General features: G+C 44.6%; 21 protein-coding genes and 1 pseudogene. 7 read left to right on the forward strand and 15 right to left on the reverse strand.

The window, feature by feature from the left end:
- Positions 1 to 9 precede the first annotated feature (9 nt).
- The 10 genes from EV213_RS07085 to EV213_RS07130 all read right to left on the reverse strand — a co-directional run bounded on the left by EV213_RS07085 (position 10) and on the right by EV213_RS07130 (position 10,639).
- Positions 10 to 744, reverse strand: a complete 735-nt coding sequence (locus EV213_RS07085) for a GntR family transcriptional regulator (protein ID WP_133579810.1) — start codon at positions 742 to 744, stop codon at positions 10 to 12.
- Between the two features lie 18 nt (positions 745 to 762).
- Positions 763 to 1,902 (reverse strand): diphosphate--fructose-6-phosphate 1-phosphotransferase, encoded by a 1,140-nt coding sequence (locus EV213_RS07090; RefSeq protein ID WP_133579811.1) that lies wholly within the window; start codon positions 1,900 to 1,902, stop codon positions 763 to 765.
- A gap of 21 nt (positions 1,903 to 1,923) precedes the next feature.
- The gene (gene sftI / locus EV213_RS07095; protein WP_133579812.1) at positions 1,924 to 3,258 is read right to left on the reverse strand and encodes a sulfoquinovose isomerase; all 1,335 of its coding nucleotides are present in this window, start codon (positions 3,256 to 3,258) and stop codon (positions 1,924 to 1,926) included.
- Position 3,259: 1 nt separating this feature from the next.
- The gene (locus tag EV213_RS07100) at positions 3,260 to 3,943 is read right to left on the reverse strand and encodes a DUF4867 family protein (RefSeq protein ID WP_166639196.1); all 684 of its coding nucleotides are present in this window, start codon (positions 3,941 to 3,943) and stop codon (positions 3,260 to 3,262) included.
- 27 nt (positions 3,944 to 3,970) lie between these two features.
- A complete protein-coding gene (locus tag EV213_RS07105; RefSeq protein WP_133579814.1) occupies positions 3,971 to 4,777 on the reverse strand; it encodes a carbohydrate ABC transporter permease in 807 nt (268 codons plus the stop codon).
- A gap of 30 nt (positions 4,778 to 4,807) precedes the next feature.
- Positions 4,808 to 5,683, reverse strand: a complete 876-nt coding sequence (locus EV213_RS07110; RefSeq protein WP_208112719.1) for a carbohydrate ABC transporter permease — start codon at positions 5,681 to 5,683, stop codon at positions 4,808 to 4,810.
- Positions 5,684 to 5,701: 18 nt separating this feature from the next.
- Positions 5,702 to 6,985 (reverse strand): ABC transporter substrate-binding protein, encoded by a 1,284-nt coding sequence (locus tag EV213_RS07115; protein WP_133579815.1) that lies wholly within the window; start codon positions 6,983 to 6,985, stop codon positions 5,702 to 5,704.
- Positions 6,986 to 7,326: 341 nt separating this feature from the next.
- Positions 7,327 to 8,157, reverse strand: a complete 831-nt coding sequence (locus tag EV213_RS07120) for a carbohydrate ABC transporter permease (RefSeq protein WP_243740014.1) — start codon at positions 8,155 to 8,157, stop codon at positions 7,327 to 7,329.
- Complete coding sequence (locus tag EV213_RS07125; RefSeq protein ID WP_133579816.1) at positions 8,154 to 9,143, reverse strand: carbohydrate ABC transporter permease; 990 nt, start codon at positions 9,141 to 9,143, stop codon at positions 8,154 to 8,156. Before EV213_RS07125 ends, EV213_RS07120 begins: the two co-directional genes overlap by 4 nt.
- A 74-nt stretch (positions 9,144 to 9,217) precedes the next feature.
- Positions 9,218 to 10,639, reverse strand: coding sequence for an ABC transporter substrate-binding protein (locus EV213_RS07130; protein WP_133579817.1), 1,422 nt, complete (start codon positions 10,637 to 10,639; stop codon positions 9,218 to 9,220).
- Between the two features lie 314 nt (positions 10,640 to 10,953).
- On the opposite strand from EV213_RS07130, the gene EV213_RS07135 reads away from it, so the two are divergent.
- The 3 genes from EV213_RS07135 (at position 10,954) to EV213_RS07145 (ending at position 12,088) form a co-directional block, all read left to right on the forward strand.
- Positions 10,954 to 11,331 carry a GntR family transcriptional regulator gene (locus EV213_RS07135; RefSeq protein ID WP_133579818.1) on the forward strand — a complete coding sequence of 126 codons (378 nt, stop codon included), beginning with the start codon at positions 10,954 to 10,956 and terminating at the stop codon, positions 11,329 to 11,331.
- 18 nt (positions 11,332 to 11,349) lie between these two features.
- Positions 11,350 to 11,628, forward strand: coding sequence for an ATP-binding cassette domain-containing protein (locus EV213_RS07140; protein WP_133579819.1), 279 nt, complete (start codon positions 11,350 to 11,352; stop codon positions 11,626 to 11,628).
- Between the two features lie 181 nt (positions 11,629 to 11,809).
- Positions 11,810 to 12,088: an ATP-binding cassette domain-containing protein gene (locus EV213_RS07145; protein WP_133579820.1), complete on the forward strand. Its 279-nt coding sequence runs from the start codon at positions 11,810 to 11,812 to the stop codon at positions 12,086 to 12,088.
- Between the two features lie 77 nt (positions 12,089 to 12,165).
- Here EV213_RS07145 and EV213_RS07150 read toward each other — a convergent pair whose 3' ends face one another.
- The 4 genes from EV213_RS07150 to EV213_RS20680 form a co-directional block, all read right to left on the reverse strand.
- Positions 12,166 to 13,149, reverse strand: coding sequence for a zinc-dependent alcohol dehydrogenase (locus tag EV213_RS07150; RefSeq protein WP_133579821.1), 984 nt, complete (start codon positions 13,147 to 13,149; stop codon positions 12,166 to 12,168).
- Positions 13,150 to 13,297: 148 nt separating this feature from the next.
- On the reverse strand, positions 13,298 to 13,792 hold the full coding sequence (locus tag EV213_RS07155; protein WP_166639197.1) for a CehA/McbA family metallohydrolase domain-containing protein: 495 nt from the start codon (positions 13,790 to 13,792) through the stop codon (positions 13,298 to 13,300).
- The gene (locus EV213_RS20675; protein ID WP_166639198.1) at positions 13,752 to 14,600 is read right to left on the reverse strand and encodes a CehA/McbA family metallohydrolase; all 849 of its coding nucleotides are present in this window, start codon (positions 14,598 to 14,600) and stop codon (positions 13,752 to 13,754) included. Before EV213_RS20675 ends, EV213_RS07155 begins: the two co-directional genes overlap by 41 nt.
- A 9-nt stretch (positions 14,601 to 14,609) precedes the next feature.
- Complete coding sequence (locus tag EV213_RS20680) at positions 14,610 to 14,768, reverse strand: hypothetical protein (protein ID WP_166639199.1); 159 nt, start codon at positions 14,766 to 14,768, stop codon at positions 14,610 to 14,612.
- 346 nt (positions 14,769 to 15,114) lie between these two features.
- On the opposite strand from EV213_RS20680, the pseudogene EV213_RS21300 reads away from it, so the two are divergent.
- From EV213_RS21300 to EV213_RS07170, 4 genes and pseudogenes are all read left to right on the forward strand, one after another.
- Positions 15,115 to 15,270, forward strand: a pseudogene (locus tag EV213_RS21300) (ISNCY family transposase); the annotation flags it as partial.
- A 173-nt stretch (positions 15,271 to 15,443) separates the two neighbouring features.
- Entirely contained in the window at positions 15,444 to 15,725 is a 282-nt protein-coding gene (locus EV213_RS07160) for an ArsR/SmtB family transcription factor (RefSeq protein ID WP_133579823.1), read from the forward strand.
- Between the two features lie 58 nt (positions 15,726 to 15,783).
- The gene (locus EV213_RS07165; RefSeq protein WP_424923032.1) at positions 15,784 to 16,833 is read left to right on the forward strand and encodes an LLM class flavin-dependent oxidoreductase; all 1,050 of its coding nucleotides are present in this window, start codon (positions 15,784 to 15,786) and stop codon (positions 16,831 to 16,833) included.
- Positions 16,834 to 16,920: 87 nt separating this feature from the next.
- Positions 16,921 to 18,105, forward strand: a complete 1,185-nt coding sequence (locus EV213_RS07170) for an MFS transporter (protein WP_133579824.1) — start codon at positions 16,921 to 16,923, stop codon at positions 18,103 to 18,105.
- Between the two features lie 389 nt (positions 18,106 to 18,494).
- Here EV213_RS07170 and EV213_RS07175 read toward each other — a convergent pair.
- A protein-coding gene (locus EV213_RS07175; protein WP_133579825.1) for an IS3 family transposase occupies positions 18,495 to 19,660 on the reverse strand; the annotation gives its coding sequence in 2 pieces (ribosomal slippage) (positions 18,495 to 19,384 and positions 19,384 to 19,660; 1,167 coding nt in all).
- Positions 19,661 to 19,713 lie beyond the last annotated feature (53 nt).

Below are 19,713 nucleotides of genomic sequence, written 5' to 3' on the forward strand. Positions count from 1 at the left end.
CAAAAGACGTCACCTCTCTAATTCGATGTCATAGTGATATTGATCACTTCGATACTTCGTACACGTATACTCAATCGGCTGACCGTCGATTCCATAACTGAGTCGAGTCATTTCCAACAACGCCTCTCCAGGGCGAATACCCAAATAATCGGCTTCATAGACCGTCGCATTAATCGCCGAAATTTTCTCATGTGCTTTTTTTAAATGATACCCGTGCTCCTCAAGAATCGGATAATACTGCGCTTGATCAAGGTCGTACGTGGAGAGCACTTTGCCAATCTCTTCTGGCCAACATGTTCTCTCAAAAGCGATGGGCATATCATCTGCAAAGCGAATGCGCTCAATTAAATACACGTTTTCTTTTTCGTCAAGCGACAAAATCTCCTTTTCAGGGAAGAGCATCGTTTTAAACTCCGCCCGTATGACCTTAGATTTAGGGGTCTTTCCCTTTTCAAGGACTTCTTCTGCAAAACCTTTCAATTGTCCGAGACTGCCCACCAATTTTTGCGGACGCACAATAGTGCCACGTCCCTGTTTCTTTTCAAGCAAATCCATTTGCACTAATATCGCAATTGCCTGACGGATCGTTGTCCGACTTACCTCAAATTCATCCATCAACTCTTGTTCAGTAGGAATAAGCGTGTTTGGCTTCCAGACATTTTCTTTAATGCGTTGGATTAAAATGCGCTTAATCTGGGAGTACAGCGCTTCTCCATTGGCTGTTAGTTTCTTTGACTTCTCCAAACTAGTCTCTCCTTTTTACTACGGCGCAGGATAAGATTTCAATCCTTCCCCCACCAATGGCCTCAACCAATCAGAGTACTCTTCATGGTGAGTGATGAAGCGAGCTGGCAGACATTGTTCGCCATACTCAGCTACCCGCTGAAGGGGGACCGCTTTTAGTGTCGTAGTATAAGTATAAGAGTCCTGTCGAAGAATGGAAACCATAAACCCCGTTTTCTCTGACTCTATGAAGCTAGCACATTGTTCACCGACCTCATACGCTTCTTTTCGATCAATATCTGACACTGCCAAGGAAAGACTGCGCTGGTTCATGCCTAAAAGCTCTGAGCGCACGCCATTCACGTTCAGCGTTTCCCCCAAATACTCAGCAATAGCCTGAGAAACACCACCAAGCATTTGTCGGCCATTGACCTCCGCTCTTGCCACAGGGCTTGTTTTGTCCCAAAGCATTCCTTCACTCACAACGAGCAATGCACAGCCATGCTTGGACAATGCATTCGATACGATCCCACAGAGCTCATCAGGATCTGTTCGTACTTCCGGAAGACCAATAAAATGAGGCCCTTCCTCCTCGTAATCTCGCAACAATCCAGACGCAGCCGCCAGCCAACCGGTATGACGCCCCATCGTTTCGAGAATACGAATTTTTTCAAAGTTTTTCATAGCTAGAAGATCCCTGCTCATATCTCTTACAGAAGCGGCCACATAGCGTGCAGCACTCCCAAACCCCGGGGCATGATCAGTACACCCAATATCGTTGTCCACCGTTTTTGGGATGCCAGCCACCTGTAGGGACATCCCATCTTTAGCTGCATAGGAGGACAGCTTTTGCAATGCGGCCATTGTGCCGTTTCCTCCGATGCCTACCACCGTATCAATGCACTTCTCCTTTAAATGGTGAAGGCTTTGTTGAAGTGCTTGCTCATTCAATGGAAATCGACCAGAAGCAAGACAGGCGCCAGGGACCCCTCTATGGGCTTGCACCCACGCCAGCTTCTTTTCATCTGCCTCATAAAAATCTCCTTTTGCAAGTCCCTCATATCCACCCTGCACGAAAACCAGCTGACTGAACTGCTTGGCGGTGTTCACAAATCCGGCCAATGAAGCATTGAGCACTTGAGTTGGTCCTCCTGCCTGCAAGATGGCTATTCTCTTCATGATCGAACATCTCCAGCTGTGTTACTCATAAAATTTTGTTGGAATCCCAAGCTGCTCACCCAATTCTGTCAGTTCCTCGGTTACATCACCGTACACAATCGCATAGTGTGGCTCATACCCTTCCGCCATCAGAGAAGAGACAAGGCCTTCCACCTCAGAAGAAAATCCGACCTCTACCGATGTGCCCTGAAACGTAATACCGTCCTCAAGTGCTTTCCCCTTCATAACGAGCAAACGGTACCCATTACGCGTGTAGCTCACTCGGAAGATCGTGACAATTCCGGACTTCAATCCAAAATCAAGAGCAAAACCTAATTTTCTGTTCGGATGCACACCTACAGTAGCGCCCGTTTTCGGAGATGCCAGCGAATACGCACCAGCCCCACAATGCCAGAAGACGGTAGAATTCCGTTCTGGATGCACGTGCACAAGATCACCAAGATACGGTGCTGTTCCTGTCAATTCACGTAAAATATACATCGACACCGACCCATGAATATCTGATTCACAAGAGGCAACGATGCCTTGGTCGGTAAAATGAGACAATGTTGAACATGGAGCTGCCTGCAGCTGCTCAAAAAAATCCGGCCAGCAACGCATGGCGAGCGCTGCGATTTGTTGGTCTTGCACCTTTTTATTCATATAAGTGTAGAACTGAGCAAACCGTTTGACCGCATGATCGTCACGATCTAACCCAACCACACTTCGCTCCGCGTGTTCCACTGCTGGACGCCACTCCTCCTCGGGGACATCTACACACTTATCAAACGCGTCTTGGATATCAAAATTCTTGAGTGTCATTCCAAAGGCCTGGTGCAAGTGCTCTTCCTTTGCTTCTGAGAAATAAAAGCCTGGTGGGTGATCACCAACGACCCCGATGGTGCTATTTTGAAGTTTATGGCGTAAGCGAAGCACCGTCAGTTGACGACCGAGGAGGTTCTGAAGTTCAGGCTCATCCGGATTCCCGAGCACAAAACGAAACGGCCGCTCGTGATTGTGAAGCACATGGGACGTGCTATTGCCCCCAGTCAGTGAATTGAGACGTAAACGCCCACCTACACTCGGCTCGCGCACTGACCAGACCACAAACGGAGCATCAACTCCCTCCAGCAAACGAACGACAAATTCTCCATCCGCAAATGTCACACTTTGATAGAGCACAGCATACACAGAAGACGTATCCACAGTGGCTAAGAATTCGCTCACCTCCTCTGGAGAAGTCATAATACCCCCTGGTGTGAGAATTTCCTCGCCCGTCGATTCTAGCCATGCTATAGATGCGTTGTATTGAGCGTTTGCGGCTTCCATATCAAAAGTCTTTCTTCCAATAGGTGCATATAAGATCGTTGCCTTCATCTTAGGTGTCCTTCCTTTCTAGCGAGTAAATGAAGCGCTGCTTCGGTCCCTTCTTCAAACCAACAGGCACTCCCTGATCTGTAAAAATGCTGTGCTCTTCGTGAGCAATCAGCCATTTGTTCCGTTGAAACAAATAAGGATCTTTCCTTCGCTGGTTCTCATCGATTGGTGTATTTGTTCCTTCTGGCAAAATTATGAGAGTCTTATACCCTTCTGAAGTCACCGTACATGGCGATAAATGCATCGTTGTGCGGTAAAGGCGAAGGGCTGTACCACCAGGAACAAAGACATATGTCAGCTCTTCTGGATCAATAGGCTGCTGTTGATCCCATGTTCTGTAGTCGCCTAAAAAGAGCACACAATCCGTGGCGGCAAACAGCACTTCATCTCCTTGATGGTATTCAAGTCCATTGACCGTCTCATTTCGGCCATTGCAGTAGCCAATTTGAACCGGCATCGTGCCATAATAGCTATCCTCAAGCCACGTTTTGATGTCTGAGGATTCCCAGTCCTTTATGGACGGTTCATATCGGTTGCCGGTTTCAGGAATTTCCAAAGGCTCTAGCCACTCATAAGCACACTGCACAGGAAAATTGGTTAGCACTTCACCAAACACACGAAAACAATCATCAGTGATTAAGCTTAGGGAAAGGTTTGGGTTTAGCTGTTGTAAAGTAGAAAGCACCTCTACTCCTCCTTTGATGTCGGTATCCTATCCCTTGACTGCTCCTGCCATCATGCCCGCAACGAAATAGCGCTGCAAGAAAATGTACACGAGCACCATAGGCAAGGAGGAAATAATCACTCCTGTGAATAGCATCGGGTAATTGGTTGCATACTGGCCCTGAAAATCGAGTAAAGCCAACGGCAAGGTTTTATACGCATTGTCTGTGATAAACAGCAATGGATACAAAAGATCATTCCAATTAATTACAAACAAGAAAATCGCTGTAGCTGACATGGATGGCAGAGACATGGGGACAACCATTTTCGTGAAGATCTTCCAGTTCCCTGCTCCATCAATCATGGATGCCTCAAAAAGTTCTTTTGGCAGGGTTTTCATAAAGCCTGTCAAAATGAAGATGGCAATCGGCATTGTAACAGCTACGTTCACTATAATCAGACCAAACAAGCTATCCGTTAGCTCAAGTTGAAGTACAAGCGAATAAAGAGGAACCATAATCACCTGTGCTGGCACGATCATACCGAGCGAAAAAACAGCGAACAGAACGCCGCCCACCCATCCGTGAATTCGGCTGATGCCAAATGCAATCATTGAGGCAAACAAGAGCGCGAAAAAAACCGAGCACAACGTGACAATCACAGAGTTGGCAAAGTAACCAACCATCGTTTGTTCAATAAAAATATCAATATAATTGGAGAATTGCAGTCCACTAGCCGGAATACCTAGTGGATTGTCAAAAGTTTGCTGCAGTGTTTTCATTGATGTCAAAATAACCATCAACATCGGGATTATAATTAGAAAACCATACAGCAACAAAGCACCTTTTTTCACCATGACACTTCACCTCTTTTATCAAGCATTGTGTTAATAGTTCACTCTGCCGGAACGCAAAGCCTTGAATTGCAGAAAGGTAATTAAAGCGATAATTGCCATAAAGATAACCGAAATAGCAGAGGCATAACCAAAGGAATAACTTCTGAAACCGACCTCATAAATGTAGGTGGCAATGATTTCAGTTGAATAATTCGGTCCACCGCGTGTCATTGCAAACACAAGATCAAACGCCTTGAACGACTGAATCGTCGTATAGGCGATGACAATCGTTGCCGAAGGCGCCAACAGCGGCCAAGTGACTTTTCTAAAGGTTTGCCACCTTGTCGCCCCCTCAATGTTGGCGACTTCATACAAGTCATTTGGAATAGCATGCAAGCCGGCCACGAAAATGATGAGCATCTGCCCTGCATGAAACCACACCTGGGTGAACGCCAGAGCAAAAATGGCTGCCGATTCATCACCAAGCCACCCTTGTTGAAGCTGTCCTAATCCCACTGCTTCAAGACCTGCGTTCAGAAGCCCAAGATTCGGATCATAGATAAACGACCAGACAAAGGCAACGGAGACGGAAGATAGAATGGTAGGAAAGAAAAACAATGCTCTCCAAAAGACATTAATCTTAGAATTCTTACGCAAAATCATTGCAAATACTAAGGCCACGATCGTTTGAAATACAACAACAAACAGGAGAAACTTTAGGTTATTCCCTATAGCCTTCATAAAAATGCTATCTCCTGTAAATGCACGTACATAGTTCTCAAATCCTACGAATGCATAGGACGGGGAAATCCCGTCCCAATTCGTCACTGAGTAGTAAAATGCACTCAATGCCGGATATAAGAAGAAAATGGCATACAGAATCGCTCCTGGTATGAAAAACAGATAAATGGATTTTGAAACTTTCACAACAAACCTACCCTCTCTCTATTGGAGGTTTTCTTCAACAATCTTTTGTGCCTCAGCAGCCGCTTCTTCTGGAGAAGCTCCGCCCAAAACATTTTCGATTGATGATAAAACGGCCTTTTCCACTTGCGCGTTGGTAATCATATAACGCGGTTGAAAGCGAGTCTCTTTTTCTGATAACCAGTACGCTGTGTTTTGAAGAGATTCATCCTCGTAGGTCACATCTTTCACTGTTAAATGCTGACCCGTTTCATTAGCATAGTAAGAAGCTACTTCCGGCTGACTGAGATAATCAATAAATGCCTTTGCCGCTTCTTTTTTCTCAGAATTCTCATTCACTGCCAACATAAAGGTCGCTGTGTGAATGCCATCATATCTTTTTTGATCCTCAGACACAGTGATAGGTGCAAGGAGATCCAACGAAAGCTCTGGATTTAGTTCTTTTAACGAAGACATGTGGTAGGATCCTGTCGCCAGCATTGCTGCTTCGCCTCTTGCAACAAGGGCCATAGCCGCATCCTGCTGCGTACCTAGAGGGTTGTCTTGGAAGTACCCCAGATCCAACAATTCCTTGATTTGCGTTAAGGTTTTGACCCACCACTCATCAGTTAACGAAGCTTCACCAGCCCCAAGTTTCTCAAAAATACCGTCTTCTGAGTTGTTCATGACCATGCTATTCATAAACTGGCCAACCCCGATATCAGCCGCAGGAATTGCAATTGGCGCTATCCCCTTTTCATCGAGCGCTTTGGCCATAGCGAGGAACCCTTCCCAGCTTTGTGGGATTTCATCAAAACCCGCTGCTTCAATGAGATCTTTGTTATACACCGGCATATTAAACACCATCTGATACGGAAGTGCATACTGCTTGCCATCTACCTGCCCAACTTCAATTGGAGTTTCCTCAAAATTTGAAACGAATGCTTCTTCCGTCAAATCTGCCATCAAGCCCGCCTTCTTCATAATTTCAAATTGTGAGCCTGGGAAGACCGCAAAAACGTCCCCGACAGAACCTGAGCGCAGCATTTGTTGGGCATTCGATTGGTACTGCTCTGATGGATACGTATTCATTTCGACTTGAACGCTTTGGTTAGCGCTTTCAAAATCTGAGATGATTTTCTCAAATGCATCCACATCTTCCCCACGCCAATGAATAAAGCTGATTTGCGTGACATCTTCCCCTGTTGTCGTATCTCCTGACGATGCAGTCTCCCCTCCACTGCTTCCACTGCCTGCACATCCAGCTACTGTCAGCATGGAAATTAAACCAAAACTGCCGATATACTTTCTAAGCCTAGATTTCATCAAATATACCTCCCTATCCCAATTCATAACTATCTTTAATAAAAGGTCGTTACCTTTAATGACATTATACACAGAAATTAAGCGCTTTCAATAGTTTTTTCTAGTTTTTTTTATCATTACCGTATTTCTTTACAAAGCTTTTTCACATAAGACCGTTACAAAGGGAGAGATGAGCGAACTCCCAAATTATTCCATATAAGAAGATTTACAGACCCATTTATCAACAACTTTCTCCTGTTTTTCTTCCTCCCGTTTTACAAAAAAAGCGCACGATGGATCGACATTCGACCCTCGTCCGCTTCATTGATTGTTTGACTAAACTGTGGGAAACGTTCTCAAACTTACGATTTCACAGCACCTGCGACGCCTTCCATAAAGTAACGTTGCATAAAGATGAACACAAGCATAACTGGTAGGAGAGAAATTGTAGCGCCCGCGGTCATCCCAACATAATCCGCTGTATAGGTCCCTACAAAATTTTGCATCCCAACGGCAAGCGTCCGCAGTTCAGGCTTACTCGCGGTCAGCACAAGCGGTAGTAAGAACGAACTCCATGTCCAGATAAATTGCATAATCGCCGTTGTCGCAATAATCGGTGCACTAAGCGGCAGCATGACATTAAAGAAGGTGCGTAGAAATCCTGCCCCGTCCATTTCAGCGGCTTCTTCAATCTCATTCGGAATCCGTGCAAAGAAGGAGGCAAACATGAGAATAAACAAAACGTGCGCCCCCGAGGACTCGGCAACGATCACACCGAATAACGAGTTAGACAAGCCGAGATCACTAATAATTTGAAATAAAGGGATGACAGTATACCCTTTTGGAATAAACATAATCGCAACAACGATGAACATGATTGTTTTCTGCCCTGGGAACTGCACTCTACCAAGGGCATAACCAGTAAGTGCACAAAGTACAATAACGATGAACACGACCGACACAGTGAAAATGACGGTGTTCAAGAAGTAATCCGAAAAATTAGCGCTGTCCCATGCCCGAAGATAATTCTCCCATTGAGGGTCCTCAGGCAATGGCTGAATGCCACTCGTCAAAAACTCACGATTGGTTTTTAAAGATGAAAGAACCATCCAGATGAATGGATAGATCCAGATCAATCCTAAAACGGAAAGAAACACATGAAGGAATATGCGAGCTTTTTTGCTTGAGATCACGCTTTCTTCCTCCCTTTTTTCCGATTTTCTCTAAATTTGCGTAGCTCTGCTTGGAAACTGGCGCCTCCAAATGCGAGGCTAATCACAAATGTAATCATTCCTAAAAGAACGCCCGCGGCAGACGCATACCCCATTCGTGTATCTCCACCGGTCGTATCACTAGAAAATGCATAATTGTAAATAAACAAATCCAAGGTTTCTGTTTGGTAATACGGTCCTCCGTTGGTCAACGTTTTGACCAAATCAAAGGCATTGATTCCACCGACAATGGACAGTAGCATGATCACTGCAAAAATAGGTTTTAATAAGGGCAACGTGATATGTCTCAACGTTCTCCAAAATCCCGCACCATCTAGCTGCGCTGATTCATAGAGCTCATTAGGGATGGACTGAAGTCCAGCAAGCCAATAGACCATATTGATGCCCAGACCTTTCCATGCACCAACGACAATTAAAATCCCCATCGCCAACGTGGCATCACTAAGGAAAGGAATCGGTCGTTCAGAGAGATGTAATCCGGTAATAATGGCATTGGCGAGACCGTTGATTCCAAAAATACTACTCATAATGATTCCAACAATGGCTGTCGTTGTGACTACAGGCAAGAAGTAAATCGTTCGGTAAAATCCTTTACCTTTCATTCGTTGGTCATTCAAAATGATTGCAAGAATTAGAGCGAACCCAACACTTAAGACTGTCGTGCCTGCTACATAATAAAAGGAGTTCAGAAGAGACGCCCAAAATCTGTCTGATGTAAGGAGTTGCCAATAGTTTGCGAAGCCAACAAAATCATCCAGAGGACCGATCCCTGACCAATCATAAAAAGAATAGACATAGCTCATGATAATCGGATACAGCGAAAAAACAAAAAACATGATAATTTGCGGAAAAAGAAACACATATGCCCAGATATAGCGCTGGCGTTTTCGCTTGCTCAATTTCTTAGGACGAGAGGCAGTGACCACATCTTCCGTTTTGCGTATCATGACGCTATGCTCCTTTCAGTAGAGGGATGTAAGGCATAGGCGCTATCGCCCTATGCCTTACAATCTGCTTTTGCTTATTTATAATCTTCCGCCGTAAAAGGCTCAAACGGTGTCCAATTTTCAAAGATGAAATCTTCTCGTGAAACGTCTGGATGTTGTTCGAGCGTTTCACTAAACATTGCACGGTGCTTCTCTTCTTGCTTTTTCAATTCAGCTTCAACATCTGGAACTGCTCCAGCGAGATAGCCACCAATCAGTGCTCCACTATCCTGAGCGTCCAGTTTTCCTGTATAGTCACGCTGAAATTCAATGATCGCTAAGTTATTCTGCACAGGGTTTGGTACTGAGATAGCCAGTTCATTCATGAGATCTCGAATGTCGGCAAATTGAGGATATGCCGCTTCACCGCCAACATCTTTTTTCGCTGGAATGCCGATACCCGGCTCAACGTACAATGTCTGATGAAGATTTTCAATCGAATACTCTAGAAAGATTTTAACTTCTTCCCAATGCTCTGTATCTTGACTTACGCTGAACCCGTCTACTTGACGACCTGCTGGATAATAATATGGATCGCCATTTTTCGTAGGGATAGGCACTACGCCCCAATCAGTAAATCCATAACTGTTCGTTAACTGCATGCCAGTCCAGTTCCCGCTAATCCAGAAAGCATTGGCACCTGCTGTGAAATTTGCTTCTGCTTTTGAAACATTCGTTTCTATGCTGGCAGGAGCCATGACACCTTCGTCAAGCAAGCGCTTTAAATAATGAATAGATTCTATTTTTCCTGGTTGTGTAAACGTAGGCTGACCTTCTTTATAATTCATGTTCCAAGGGACCTCAGGTGTAATAGCCGTACTCATCATGTTGACAAGACCTTCGTTCGCCCATCCTTCGTTTGTCCAGGATAGTGGATAAATTGTATCGCCTGACGCTGCTCTAAGCTCTTTGCCAAACTCCACAAACTCATCCCAACTCCTCGGAATGTCGCTCTCCGTGTAACCAAACTCTTCTAAAATCGATTTGTTGTAATACATAATGTACGCACCACTTTTTGGTGATAGGAACGGGAATACATACACATTATCGTTTAATGTTGTACCGTTTTCTGTCCAAACACCTTCTACGAATTGTGATTTCACATCTTCAGTAAACACTTCATTTAGGTTTTTGACAGCATCTGCCTCAACCAAATCTTTTAAACCAAGGGCAGTGGTAAAAATATCTGGCAACTGGTCCTCAGATAAAGCTGTTTGAAGCTGTGCATAATGCGAATCGAGCGGCAAATCCTGTTTTTCTATTTTAATGTTCGGGTGTTCTTTCTCAAAATCACTAATCAATTTATCGAAGGGATCTCGTAGCTCAGGGTACCGATTCCAAAGCGTTAAAGTCACCGCATCTTCTGAACTTCCTGTTTCTTCTCCTCCCCCGCTACAAGCCGCAAGTATACCAAGACTTAATATCAACAAAAGACCAAAAGACCAGAATCTTTTCATAGTATCCCCCTAAGTGAAATAGTTTATCTAAATTAAGTTAATTAATTTAGTTAAAATTATCATACTGATAGCGTTTACAAATGTCAATAACCGTTTTTTATTTTCTGAACTCATTTTACCATTCATTGTATTCTCAATAACGCTACTGTTGAGTTAAATCATTCTTTTTCAAGTGATAAAATACCAATAAAATATTTTACTTGACTCCTCTTGTGCACCTCATTATTTTGAGTGAATAATTCTTATTGTATTATGTGTATTAAGTGTTATAATACACTAATCAAGATTATACATCCAGCAAAAGGAGGAGAACTATGGAAGAAAGACAGGTAGGCCAGCTTTTCTTTTCTTTAGATCCGAGCAAACCGCTCTACGAACAGCTTGTGCAGCAAATCCAAAGCTATATTGCTATAGGAACGATGAACCCTGGAGATAAAATAGCCGCAGTTAGGGAAATGGCGCAGGCGCTAAAAATCAATCCAAACACGGTTATGCGCGCATACCAAGAATTGGAGCGTGAAGGGTTGACAGAACAGCGCCGTGGTCAAGGTACTTTTGTTACGACGGATCATGAGCGTATTCGTGCCTTCCGCTCCCGTCTAGCGCTAGAAACCGTGGATGAGTTCATGGAGAAAATGCGGAATTTAGGCTATTCATTAGAAGAAATGAGACGGTTTATCGAAGAAAAATAGAAAGGTGGAAGTTTAAAAATGACGGAACAAGCGATCATTACCTTCAATAAGGTGAGCAAACAGTTAGGAAGAAAGATGGCGTTACAGGACTGCACCTTTTCACTTCCAAAAGGAGGGATCGTAGGCGTTTTTGTTCCGAACGGGGCAGGAAAAAGCACGCTGTTCCGATTGCTCGCCGATTTCATTCAGCCTGACAAGGGAGACATCACACTTTTTGGGGACCCCCAGGTGGTGGGGCATGGAACCACATTGCTTATTTGCCCGAGCAATCTTTTTGGCCGACCGATCGCGACTTGATTTCGTCTAGCGAGATTAAGGATAAAACGGGGCAGCAATCAATCGATTGGGCGGCTCAGCATCTTCCTCATTTTAATAAGGCTGATGCAGAAGCTTTTGCCACGTTGCTGGACGTCCCCCTTGATGTCTAATCTCAAGATCTATATCTGGTCAAAGCGCGCGTTTTATATGAATGATGACAATGGCTCGGCAGTTGCCTCTGCTTATGTTGGATGAACCCTTTGCAGGCATCGATATCATGTCACGCGACCGAATCATTGATGCCTTGATTAAACGGGTCAGTGACGACCCTGACCAAACCGTCCTCCTCTGTTCACAAGAAATTCGCGATCTGGGCGGATTACTCGATTACGTTGTGTTCTTGGATCAAGGCAAGGTGGTGCTCACAGGAGAGGTCGAGCAACTTCGTCGTGAGCACGGTTCCATGACCTCTTTGTACCGAAAATTGGCCACCGCTTAAACGCGAACTTACAAACAAAAAAATGCCCCCGTTCATTTTTGAACAGGGGTTTTGTCGCTGCGTTCTATACGTAGAAGCTATTCGACCCAATCAAACAACACACCAATGTAGTCTTCTTTTGCCTCCGAAAGCCCTTGGTACGCTTCCTTAGCGTTTTGCGGTTTCAACATGTGGCTAATTAAAGGAGCGACGTGCAGCTGACCAGAACGCATCAACTCGAACACAATACGTGTGTTTCGTTCCATTGAATGTTTTTCATACGGGTGTGCTTTCATAGGGTACCGCCATTCATGGGCACCTTTCAGTGTAACGCTCCCCTTTTCGTGCAGATGTGTGTGTCGCAAAACATCGGTCAAATTAGTGGTATAGTCTGTTCGCGGGGTTCCCAACAAAATGCACTCTCCAAAAGGAGCCACCCATGAGAGTGCTTCATGAAGCACCTGTGGCTGACCCGTTGCCTCAATAAACGTATTGAACTTCTTTGGCCCTATGTCTGAGAACGAAAGTACCGCCTGCTTAATGCCACAACGTTGTGCCAATGTCACGCGTTCCTTTGAGAGGTCCATGCCCGTGACGACGCCACCTTGAAGTTGAGCAAGCTGAGCGGCAAAATTTCCAACGAGCCCTAATCCAGTGACAGCAACTTGGTCGCCAAGTTCAATTTCCGACACACGCAGTGCCGTAAAAGCAACTGTCGCTAAGCGAGCAAAAAGCGCAATTGAAGGCTCTAAGTCATTAGGCACATGCACCACCAGCTCACTGGCGCGAACAATTTCATATGTACAATGCTTGCCATAATGAAAGACAAGGTCACCCTGAGCCACATGTTCGACGTCAGCTCCCACTTCAATGACTGTGCTTACCGCTGCATACCCAGGTATTTGCGGCATCTGAAACCACTGTTCTCCACCTGATAGACAAGCGAGCTCGGTGCCTGGACTAATAAGACTAAATCTCTTTTTCACCAAAACCTCTGTCGCCTTCAGTTGTGGTCTATCAAATGCCTCCGTTCGCCATTCCACAACCCCTGGTGCCGTAAATACAATCTGTTGATTATTCAAAACAACATCCCCTTTATCATCACCGATATCAGTTTTGTTTGTCGTCTTGCTCTAGTTGTTTTGTTTGTCTACTCTTTTTCGGTAGGGATGTTGTATTGTCCTTTATTGCCATGATTTTCACTAGTGAAAATCGAGCCACGTCAGCGCACTAGGTGTAAAGAAAACACGACGAGAATATTGCACTTGTGTCCATTAGGGTTAAAGAGAAGTATTCTACCGATGTGGTCAAAAAATTAAGCAATAATCCTTCACCTTCAGACCAAAGCTCTACACGATAGAAATGAGCAGCCGCAACCCTGACATCACTGGACCAATTGTCAACAGATTCAGGGATGACATAGCGTTCCTCTACTCCCTTCTCTGAGAAAAGTTTGACGACTTGACCCGCTTTTGCCCCTGATACAGCAACTTGAGGCTTCCCTTTTTTAACTCCTACACTGGCGTGTCCTTTTTGAATGGCAATTCGCGGTCCTTCCAAAGTTGAACTGATGCAAACCCACCCTTTTCGAATAGCCTCTAGAATACTTTCGACCGTCCTTGCCTTCGCCAAAACCCAGGTTGTTGGCGTTCCGTGCTCGACATTCGGATCTGGCCTATGCGTATCACTTCCTCCAATAGCCGTAATCCCGTTGCCACGAACCAACTGTTCGTGCCACCAAGAAACCGCTCGCTTTTTCATTGATAAGCCGCCATGGACCATTCCATACCTCGACAGCCTGCAAATGATGTGGCCATTCCCATGGACAGCCATCATCAAACGGATGATTCACGATCCAGACATCACCACGTTTCTTCACTGCATTCATAAGCTCAGTTGCTTTCTGATCTGTACGGATACGAAAAGATTCAAGTGGCTCCTGACCACCAAGAATGTTGGCATGCCCTTTATACGTTGACCATTCCACACCCGGAATAACCATCACCCCGTCATGCCAAAAGCCACAACGATTTTTGCGAAGTCGTATTGTGGTCGGTTGTAGCAATAAAATCAAGCCCTTTTTCTTTGCAATTCGGAAGGTGTCTTCTATTGTAAAGCTACCATCGGAATGTTCCGTATGCATATGCAAGTCGCCTTTAAGCCACACAGGCACATCAGTACGCTGTTGTTTTATAGTGACAAACACTTTACAAATGTGAGGAACTCGATACGCACCAAGGATAATATTCCATACCCCACAGTGCAAACGACCACGCTTATATTCTGGTGTCGCTTCACGCTCAGAGATAACAAAATGATCACAGGCACCCCCGCTCCAGCCGCAAAACTGATAGGGATCCTCTATTCCGAGATCGATGACTGCACCGTCATCCTTTCCTGTAAAGCTGTAGGATACATCCAGTCGGTCCGTAGCTTCATCCACCGTAAAGGGGAGAGTGACATACTCTTTTTCCTCCTGCGGGTGAATTTCATAAACCAACGTTTTCATATCTTCTGAGAGCAATTGATTCATATCGTCCTCCTATCCCTTTGTTGAGCCAACCATGATGGCTTTGACAAAGTATTTCTGCACAAATGGATAGATAATCAATAAAGGCACAAGGGCAATCATGATACCGGCCATGTGAACATTTGGTGTAAAAAAGGTACTGCTGGAAGTCGCATCAGAGGCAATCACCATTGATTGAAGGGCCAGCTGCAGCGTGTATTTTGTTTGATCGGTGATATACAAAAACGCGGGTGTAGTTTGGTTCCAGCGGCTAGTTTAGCAGAAGTTATTAAAAAACTTTGTGTTTCTCCTGAAAAAGCAAATGATCTTGTTTACACTAATTGAGAACCAGAACACTCATTTGAAATAGATCTAAAAAAAGAGGCTGTCCAGAAAGTCAGTGAAAGCTGACTGATGGATTGCCTTCCCGTCCTCCGCAACTCTCCTCACGGACGAGGCATTACGGGTCAGCTCGTACTTCCACCAACTCGGCGTACAGGAGACTTTCACTCCCTAGTCGGTTGCGCTGCCAAGCGCACAAAAGGCGAGTTCTGCGTCTCCACGCAAACCAGCCTCCTTGTATCCGTGGAAAACCACGTTGCAACAATCCAAAACTATGCGTACCACAAGCAAGAGCGACTTCCAAGACGACATGTATTCTCAACACATCAGCTATGCCGAAGCGCTTTGGTGAGCGCTTCGGCCACACTTAAAAGTGGCATTTTCTCGGACGAGTTAAGGTGACACTTTCCAGACGATTGATAAACAGCAAAATCGTCACTTTACACTTTACAACGCAGTCATTAGGTGGTAATATCATTTCTATAATTCCATAAACATAGAAATGATGGTGGAAAGGAGAATTTAATGGCTAATGTAGATCCCGATCTGGTGCAAGCTGTCAAAGTATACAAGGCTCTAGGTGAGCCTACACGACTAAAAATTGCCTTAATGCTAATCAAGCAAGAGAATCAATGCGTTACCGCGATCGGTGAACAGCTTGGCCACGTAGCCGGTTCAACGTTATCACATCATCTCAAGCAGCTGACGGAATCGGGTTTAATCGATTCGCAAAAGAACGGTTCGTTTATTCACTACAGCGTTGATCAAGACGTGGCAAAGAAGTTTGCGCCATATTTACTGGTGTAAATTTTTTTGAGTATCATTTCTATATATTTAGAATTATAGAATACTGAGGGAGGAAACCATTTTGGAAAAACGCTTGCCACTGGAACTTGGAATCTCTACATTTCTTCACACCAACCCCAAAGGAAGGGGGGTTCTGCCAGGCGAACGACTGCGACAAGCGATGGAAGAAATTCAGTTGGCTGATCAGACCGGTCTTGATGTCTATGCGATTGGTGAACATCATCGCATGGACTACACAAGCTCATCGCCGGCAATTATTTTGGCTTCGGCTGCAGCTACTACAAACCATATTCGGCTGTCCAGTGCTGTTACGGTATTGTCTTCGTCGGACCCAGTCCGTGTTTATCAGGATTTCGCCACCCTGGATAACTTAACAAATGGGCGGGCCGAGATCATGGCCGGACGCGGTTCTTTTGTCGAATCTTTTCCTCTCTTCGGATATAACTTGCAAAATTATGAGGAATTATTCCATGAGAAATTGGAGCTTTTACTCAAAATACGATCTTCAGAGAGCGTAACATGGAGCGGCAAGCACCGTGCACCGTTGCTCGATATGGGCGTATACCCGCGTGCGCAACAATTCCCGCTTCCTGTGTGGATCGCTACTGGAGGTAGTCCGGAGTCGGCCATTCGTGCCGGTCAGCTTGGTCTTCCTGTCATTTTCTCCATTATAGGCGGCATGCCGGAGCGTTTCGCTCCCTTAGTGCATTTATATCTTAAAGCAGCTCAACAAGCAGGGCACGATCCTAATCAATTGCAAATCGCCTGTCATTCGCATGGTTTTATTGCCAACACGTTTGCAGAAGCCAAAGAAAAGTATTATCCCATTATGGCCGAACAAATGAATCAAATTGGAAGGGAACGCGGTTGGGCGACTTATACACGAAGTGTATATGAGGAAGCATTGAGCCCCCGCGGCGCTCTTTATGTTGGAGATTCAGAATATGTAGCAGAAAAGATCGTACGTGTAATCAAACAACTGGGCTTGACTCGTTTTCTTTTGTACGTTGACTTTAGTACGCTTCCGCATCGTGATTTGTTAAGAACGATTGAACGATTTGGAACGTATGTCGCCCCTCTTGTCCGAAAGGAGCTAGCTAGGCATTAAAGAAAGTACACTGTTAAAAAATCCAATCCTTCATCGTTGTTATTTCTATGTTTTTAGATATATAGAATTAGAAAGGGGAACAATCAAATGATTAAATCGTGGAAAGTTTATATTTTAGCGATGATAAGTTTTTTAGTGGGAACCTCGGAATTTGTAATTGCCGGGATATTGGATCTGGTTTCCAGAGATGTCGGCGTAACCATTGCTGTTGCCGGCCAACTCATTTCGGTTTTTTCCATAACTTACGCGGTTGGTACTCCGATTCTCATTGCGGTTACCTCTAAACTAAGCCGGAGAACACTTATGCTAGCTGCTTTGGCGCTCTTTTTTATAGGGAATTTAATTACGGTATTCTCGACGGGCTATCCGATGCTTGTTGGTGCGAGAGTGATCTTAGCTCTTAGTACAGGTGTCGTTACTGTGGTTGCCCTAACTGTTTCTGCTCAAATTGCCGGACCTGGAAAACAAGGCACCGCCATAGCAACTATCATGATGGGATTTAATCTATCGCTTATTTTAGGTGTTCCTCTGGGAAGAGTCATTGCCAGTACCTACGACTGGAAAATGATTTTTTATGGAATCGGCCTTCTTAGTTTTATCGCGATGCTGGTCATTTTAATGGTATTGCCAAAGTCGCAGGGAGAGGCAAATGTACCTCTTAAAGAACAACTCGCCCTGTTGAAAAGGCCGCAGCTATTATTAACCTTGTCGATTAGCTTTTTTTGGATGGTCGGTTATACGATCGTTTACACGTTTATTACACCATTTCTGATAAACATTACGGGTATGAGCAATGGGATGGTGAGCATCGCGCTATTTTCATTCGGCATAGCAAGTTTGCTGGGCGCCCAGGCTGGAGGTTATGGTGCGGATAAATTAGGTATTCCGCGTACGTTGAATGGAAGCTTAATGATCCATGCTGGTATTTTAATCCTTATGTTCCTCTTTGCCCATACATCTATAGCTGTCTTTCCGTTGCTGCTGTTATGGTCGTTTTTTGCTTGGTCTACGGGTCCCATTCAGCAAGTTTATATGATTAGCTTGTCACCAAGCGCATCGGGCATTCTTCTGAGCTTGAATACATCCTTCATTCAGTTGGGGATTGCTGCCGGTGCTGCCATTGGTGGTCTTGTTGTAGAAATATTTTCCTTACAATCAATCGGCGTGGCTGGCGCAATTGGTGTTGCAATCGCACTCCTTCCGGCTATATTATCGTTCTCGATGCGAAGTCAGTCTGCGAATGCCATACAACCCGACACAAGGAAACAATGAAACAATGAAACAATGCGTACAATTACACGAACAAGCAGCGGCATACCGCTGCTTGTTCGTGGTTTTCTATCTCCATTTCCATTTCCTTCATGCTCGCTAAAACGGCGGAGGAGATTTTTGCTTTCCGCAAGTAAAACCCTCTCATACCGTATCGTTCTGTAACCCTAAAAAGCTTGCCGCTAATTTCCAGTTCCGTTAATGACAATGAGTTGCACAGAGGAAATCACTCCAACAGTTTTACACATTAAAAACATCCGAACGATTCTACGAAATTCCAAGTGAAATGCCGTAGGTCGTTCGGATGTTTTACTTCAATATCTTAGTTCAAGAAAAAACCTAAAACCGACTAGACTGACCTAGCGATATGAGACACAAATAAAACACCCTTATTAGGCTACCATGCTACCATATTCTTTTGGTGCGTGGTAGCCTAATTTTTCTTGGATACGCTCTTCATTATAGTATTTCAGGTAATGGTCGATCCGTTCTATCACTTCTTTCTCTGATATGGAATTGAATTTCGTATACATAAACTCCTCTGATTTCAAGCTCGAGTGGAACGATTCAATCACGGCGTTATCCCAACAGTTCCCTCGCCTTGACATACTGCTGATAAGTTCCAATTCTTCTGCTATTTCTTGTTGGTACGCATAAGACGTGTACACACTTCCTTGATCGGAATGCAGGATGACACCTTTTGGATCATTTCGGCTCGCCACTGCTTTCCTTAACGTATCCAATACGAGAGATGTCTGTTGATGATCCTCCAAACTGTAAGCGACGATTTCATTATTGTATAAGTCCATGATTGTAGAGAGATACAGTGTTCTTGGTCCATATTGAATATACGTGATATCCGTGACCCATTTTGTATTAGGTTTTATCGCCATGAAGTCCCGGTTCAGAAGGTTCGGGGCAACGATGATAGACTCTCCTTGTGACGTCCACTTCCTTTTACGTTTCACCTTACACTGGAGATGGAACTTCTGCATGATACGCTGCACGGTATTTCGATTTCGTATCATGCCATACTGGCGTTGCAGTAACTTTCGTATTTTCCGATGCCCATACCGGAAGGACGTTTCGGTACACAAAGAAATCACAGCTTCCTCTACGGTTGATAGAGGGGGAATACCTTCTGAAGCCCAGCGATAATACGTTGATTTTGGCACCTTCAAAACCGTTAAGATGTTCGTGACAGTATGTTTTTGGCGCAATCTCTCCACCAAATAAAGGACTACTTCTTTTTCAACTCCTTTTCGATCTCCAAGTATTTTTTTAAGATGTCATTCTCCACTTTTAAGTGCTCAAGCTGCCGATTGGTTTCCTCTTCCTTTGAAGCATACTCCGGCCCATGACCATAGCTATATTGCTTTCCTATCGGCTGATCAAATCGATGAAGCTGATTCTCACGATACCATTTCATCCACGTCTTAATCTGGGACTCATTCTTGACCCCATACTTCTCCATGAGTTGTCGATTGGTGTACTGTCCGCTTAGTTTATCTTTAACCACTGCCCATTTCGTTTCTGCCGAATATCTGTTTTTCCCCATAAAAAATACCCTCCAAATTAACACTTTGTTTAAGTGTATCACTTGAAGGGTGT

The organism is Aureibacillus halotolerans, from assembly GCF_004363045.1.
GTDB lineage: Bacteria > Bacillota > Bacilli > Bacillales > DSM-28697 > Aureibacillus > Aureibacillus halotolerans.

Coding starts and splice junctions, on each gene's coding strand:
- EV213_RS07170 (WP_133579824.1), top strand. CDS start 16,921: ATGATTAAATCGTGGAAAGTTTATATTTTAGCGATGATAAGTTTTTTA.
- EV213_RS07115 (WP_133579815.1), bottom strand. CDS start 6,985: ATGAAATCTAGGCTTAGAAAGTATATCGGCAGTTTTGGTTTAATTTCC.
- EV213_RS20675 (WP_166639198.1), bottom strand. CDS start 14,600: ATGAATCAATTGCTCTCAGAAGATATGAAAACGTTGGTTTATGAAATT.
- EV213_RS07140 (WP_133579819.1), top strand. CDS start 11,350: ATGACGGAACAAGCGATCATTACCTTCAATAAGGTGAGCAAACAGTTA.
- sftI (WP_133579812.1), bottom strand. CDS start 3,258: ATGAAGGCAACGATCTTATATGCACCTATTGGAAGAAAGACTTTTGAT.
- EV213_RS07105 (WP_133579814.1), bottom strand. CDS start 4,777: ATGGTGAAAAAAGGTGCTTTGTTGCTGTATGGTTTTCTAATTATAATC.
- EV213_RS07160 (WP_133579823.1), top strand. CDS start 15,444: ATGGCTAATGTAGATCCCGATCTGGTGCAAGCTGTCAAAGTATACAAG.
- EV213_RS07090 (WP_133579811.1), bottom strand. CDS start 1,902: ATGAAGAGAATAGCCATCTTGCAGGCAGGAGGACCAACTCAAGTGCTC.
- EV213_RS07130 (WP_133579817.1), bottom strand. CDS start 10,639: ATGAAAAGATTCTGGTCTTTTGGTCTTTTGTTGATATTAAGTCTTGGT.
- EV213_RS07125 (WP_133579816.1), bottom strand. CDS start 9,143: ATGATACGCAAAACGGAAGATGTGGTCACTGCCTCTCGTCCTAAGAAA.
- EV213_RS07145 (WP_133579820.1), top strand. CDS start 11,810: ATGGCTCGGCAGTTGCCTCTGCTTATGTTGGATGAACCCTTTGCAGGC.
- EV213_RS07135 (WP_133579818.1), top strand. CDS start 10,954: ATGGAAGAAAGACAGGTAGGCCAGCTTTTCTTTTCTTTAGATCCGAGC.
- EV213_RS20680 (WP_166639199.1), bottom strand. CDS start 14,768: ATGGTGATTGCCTCTGATGCGACTTCCAGCAGTACCTTTTTTACACCA.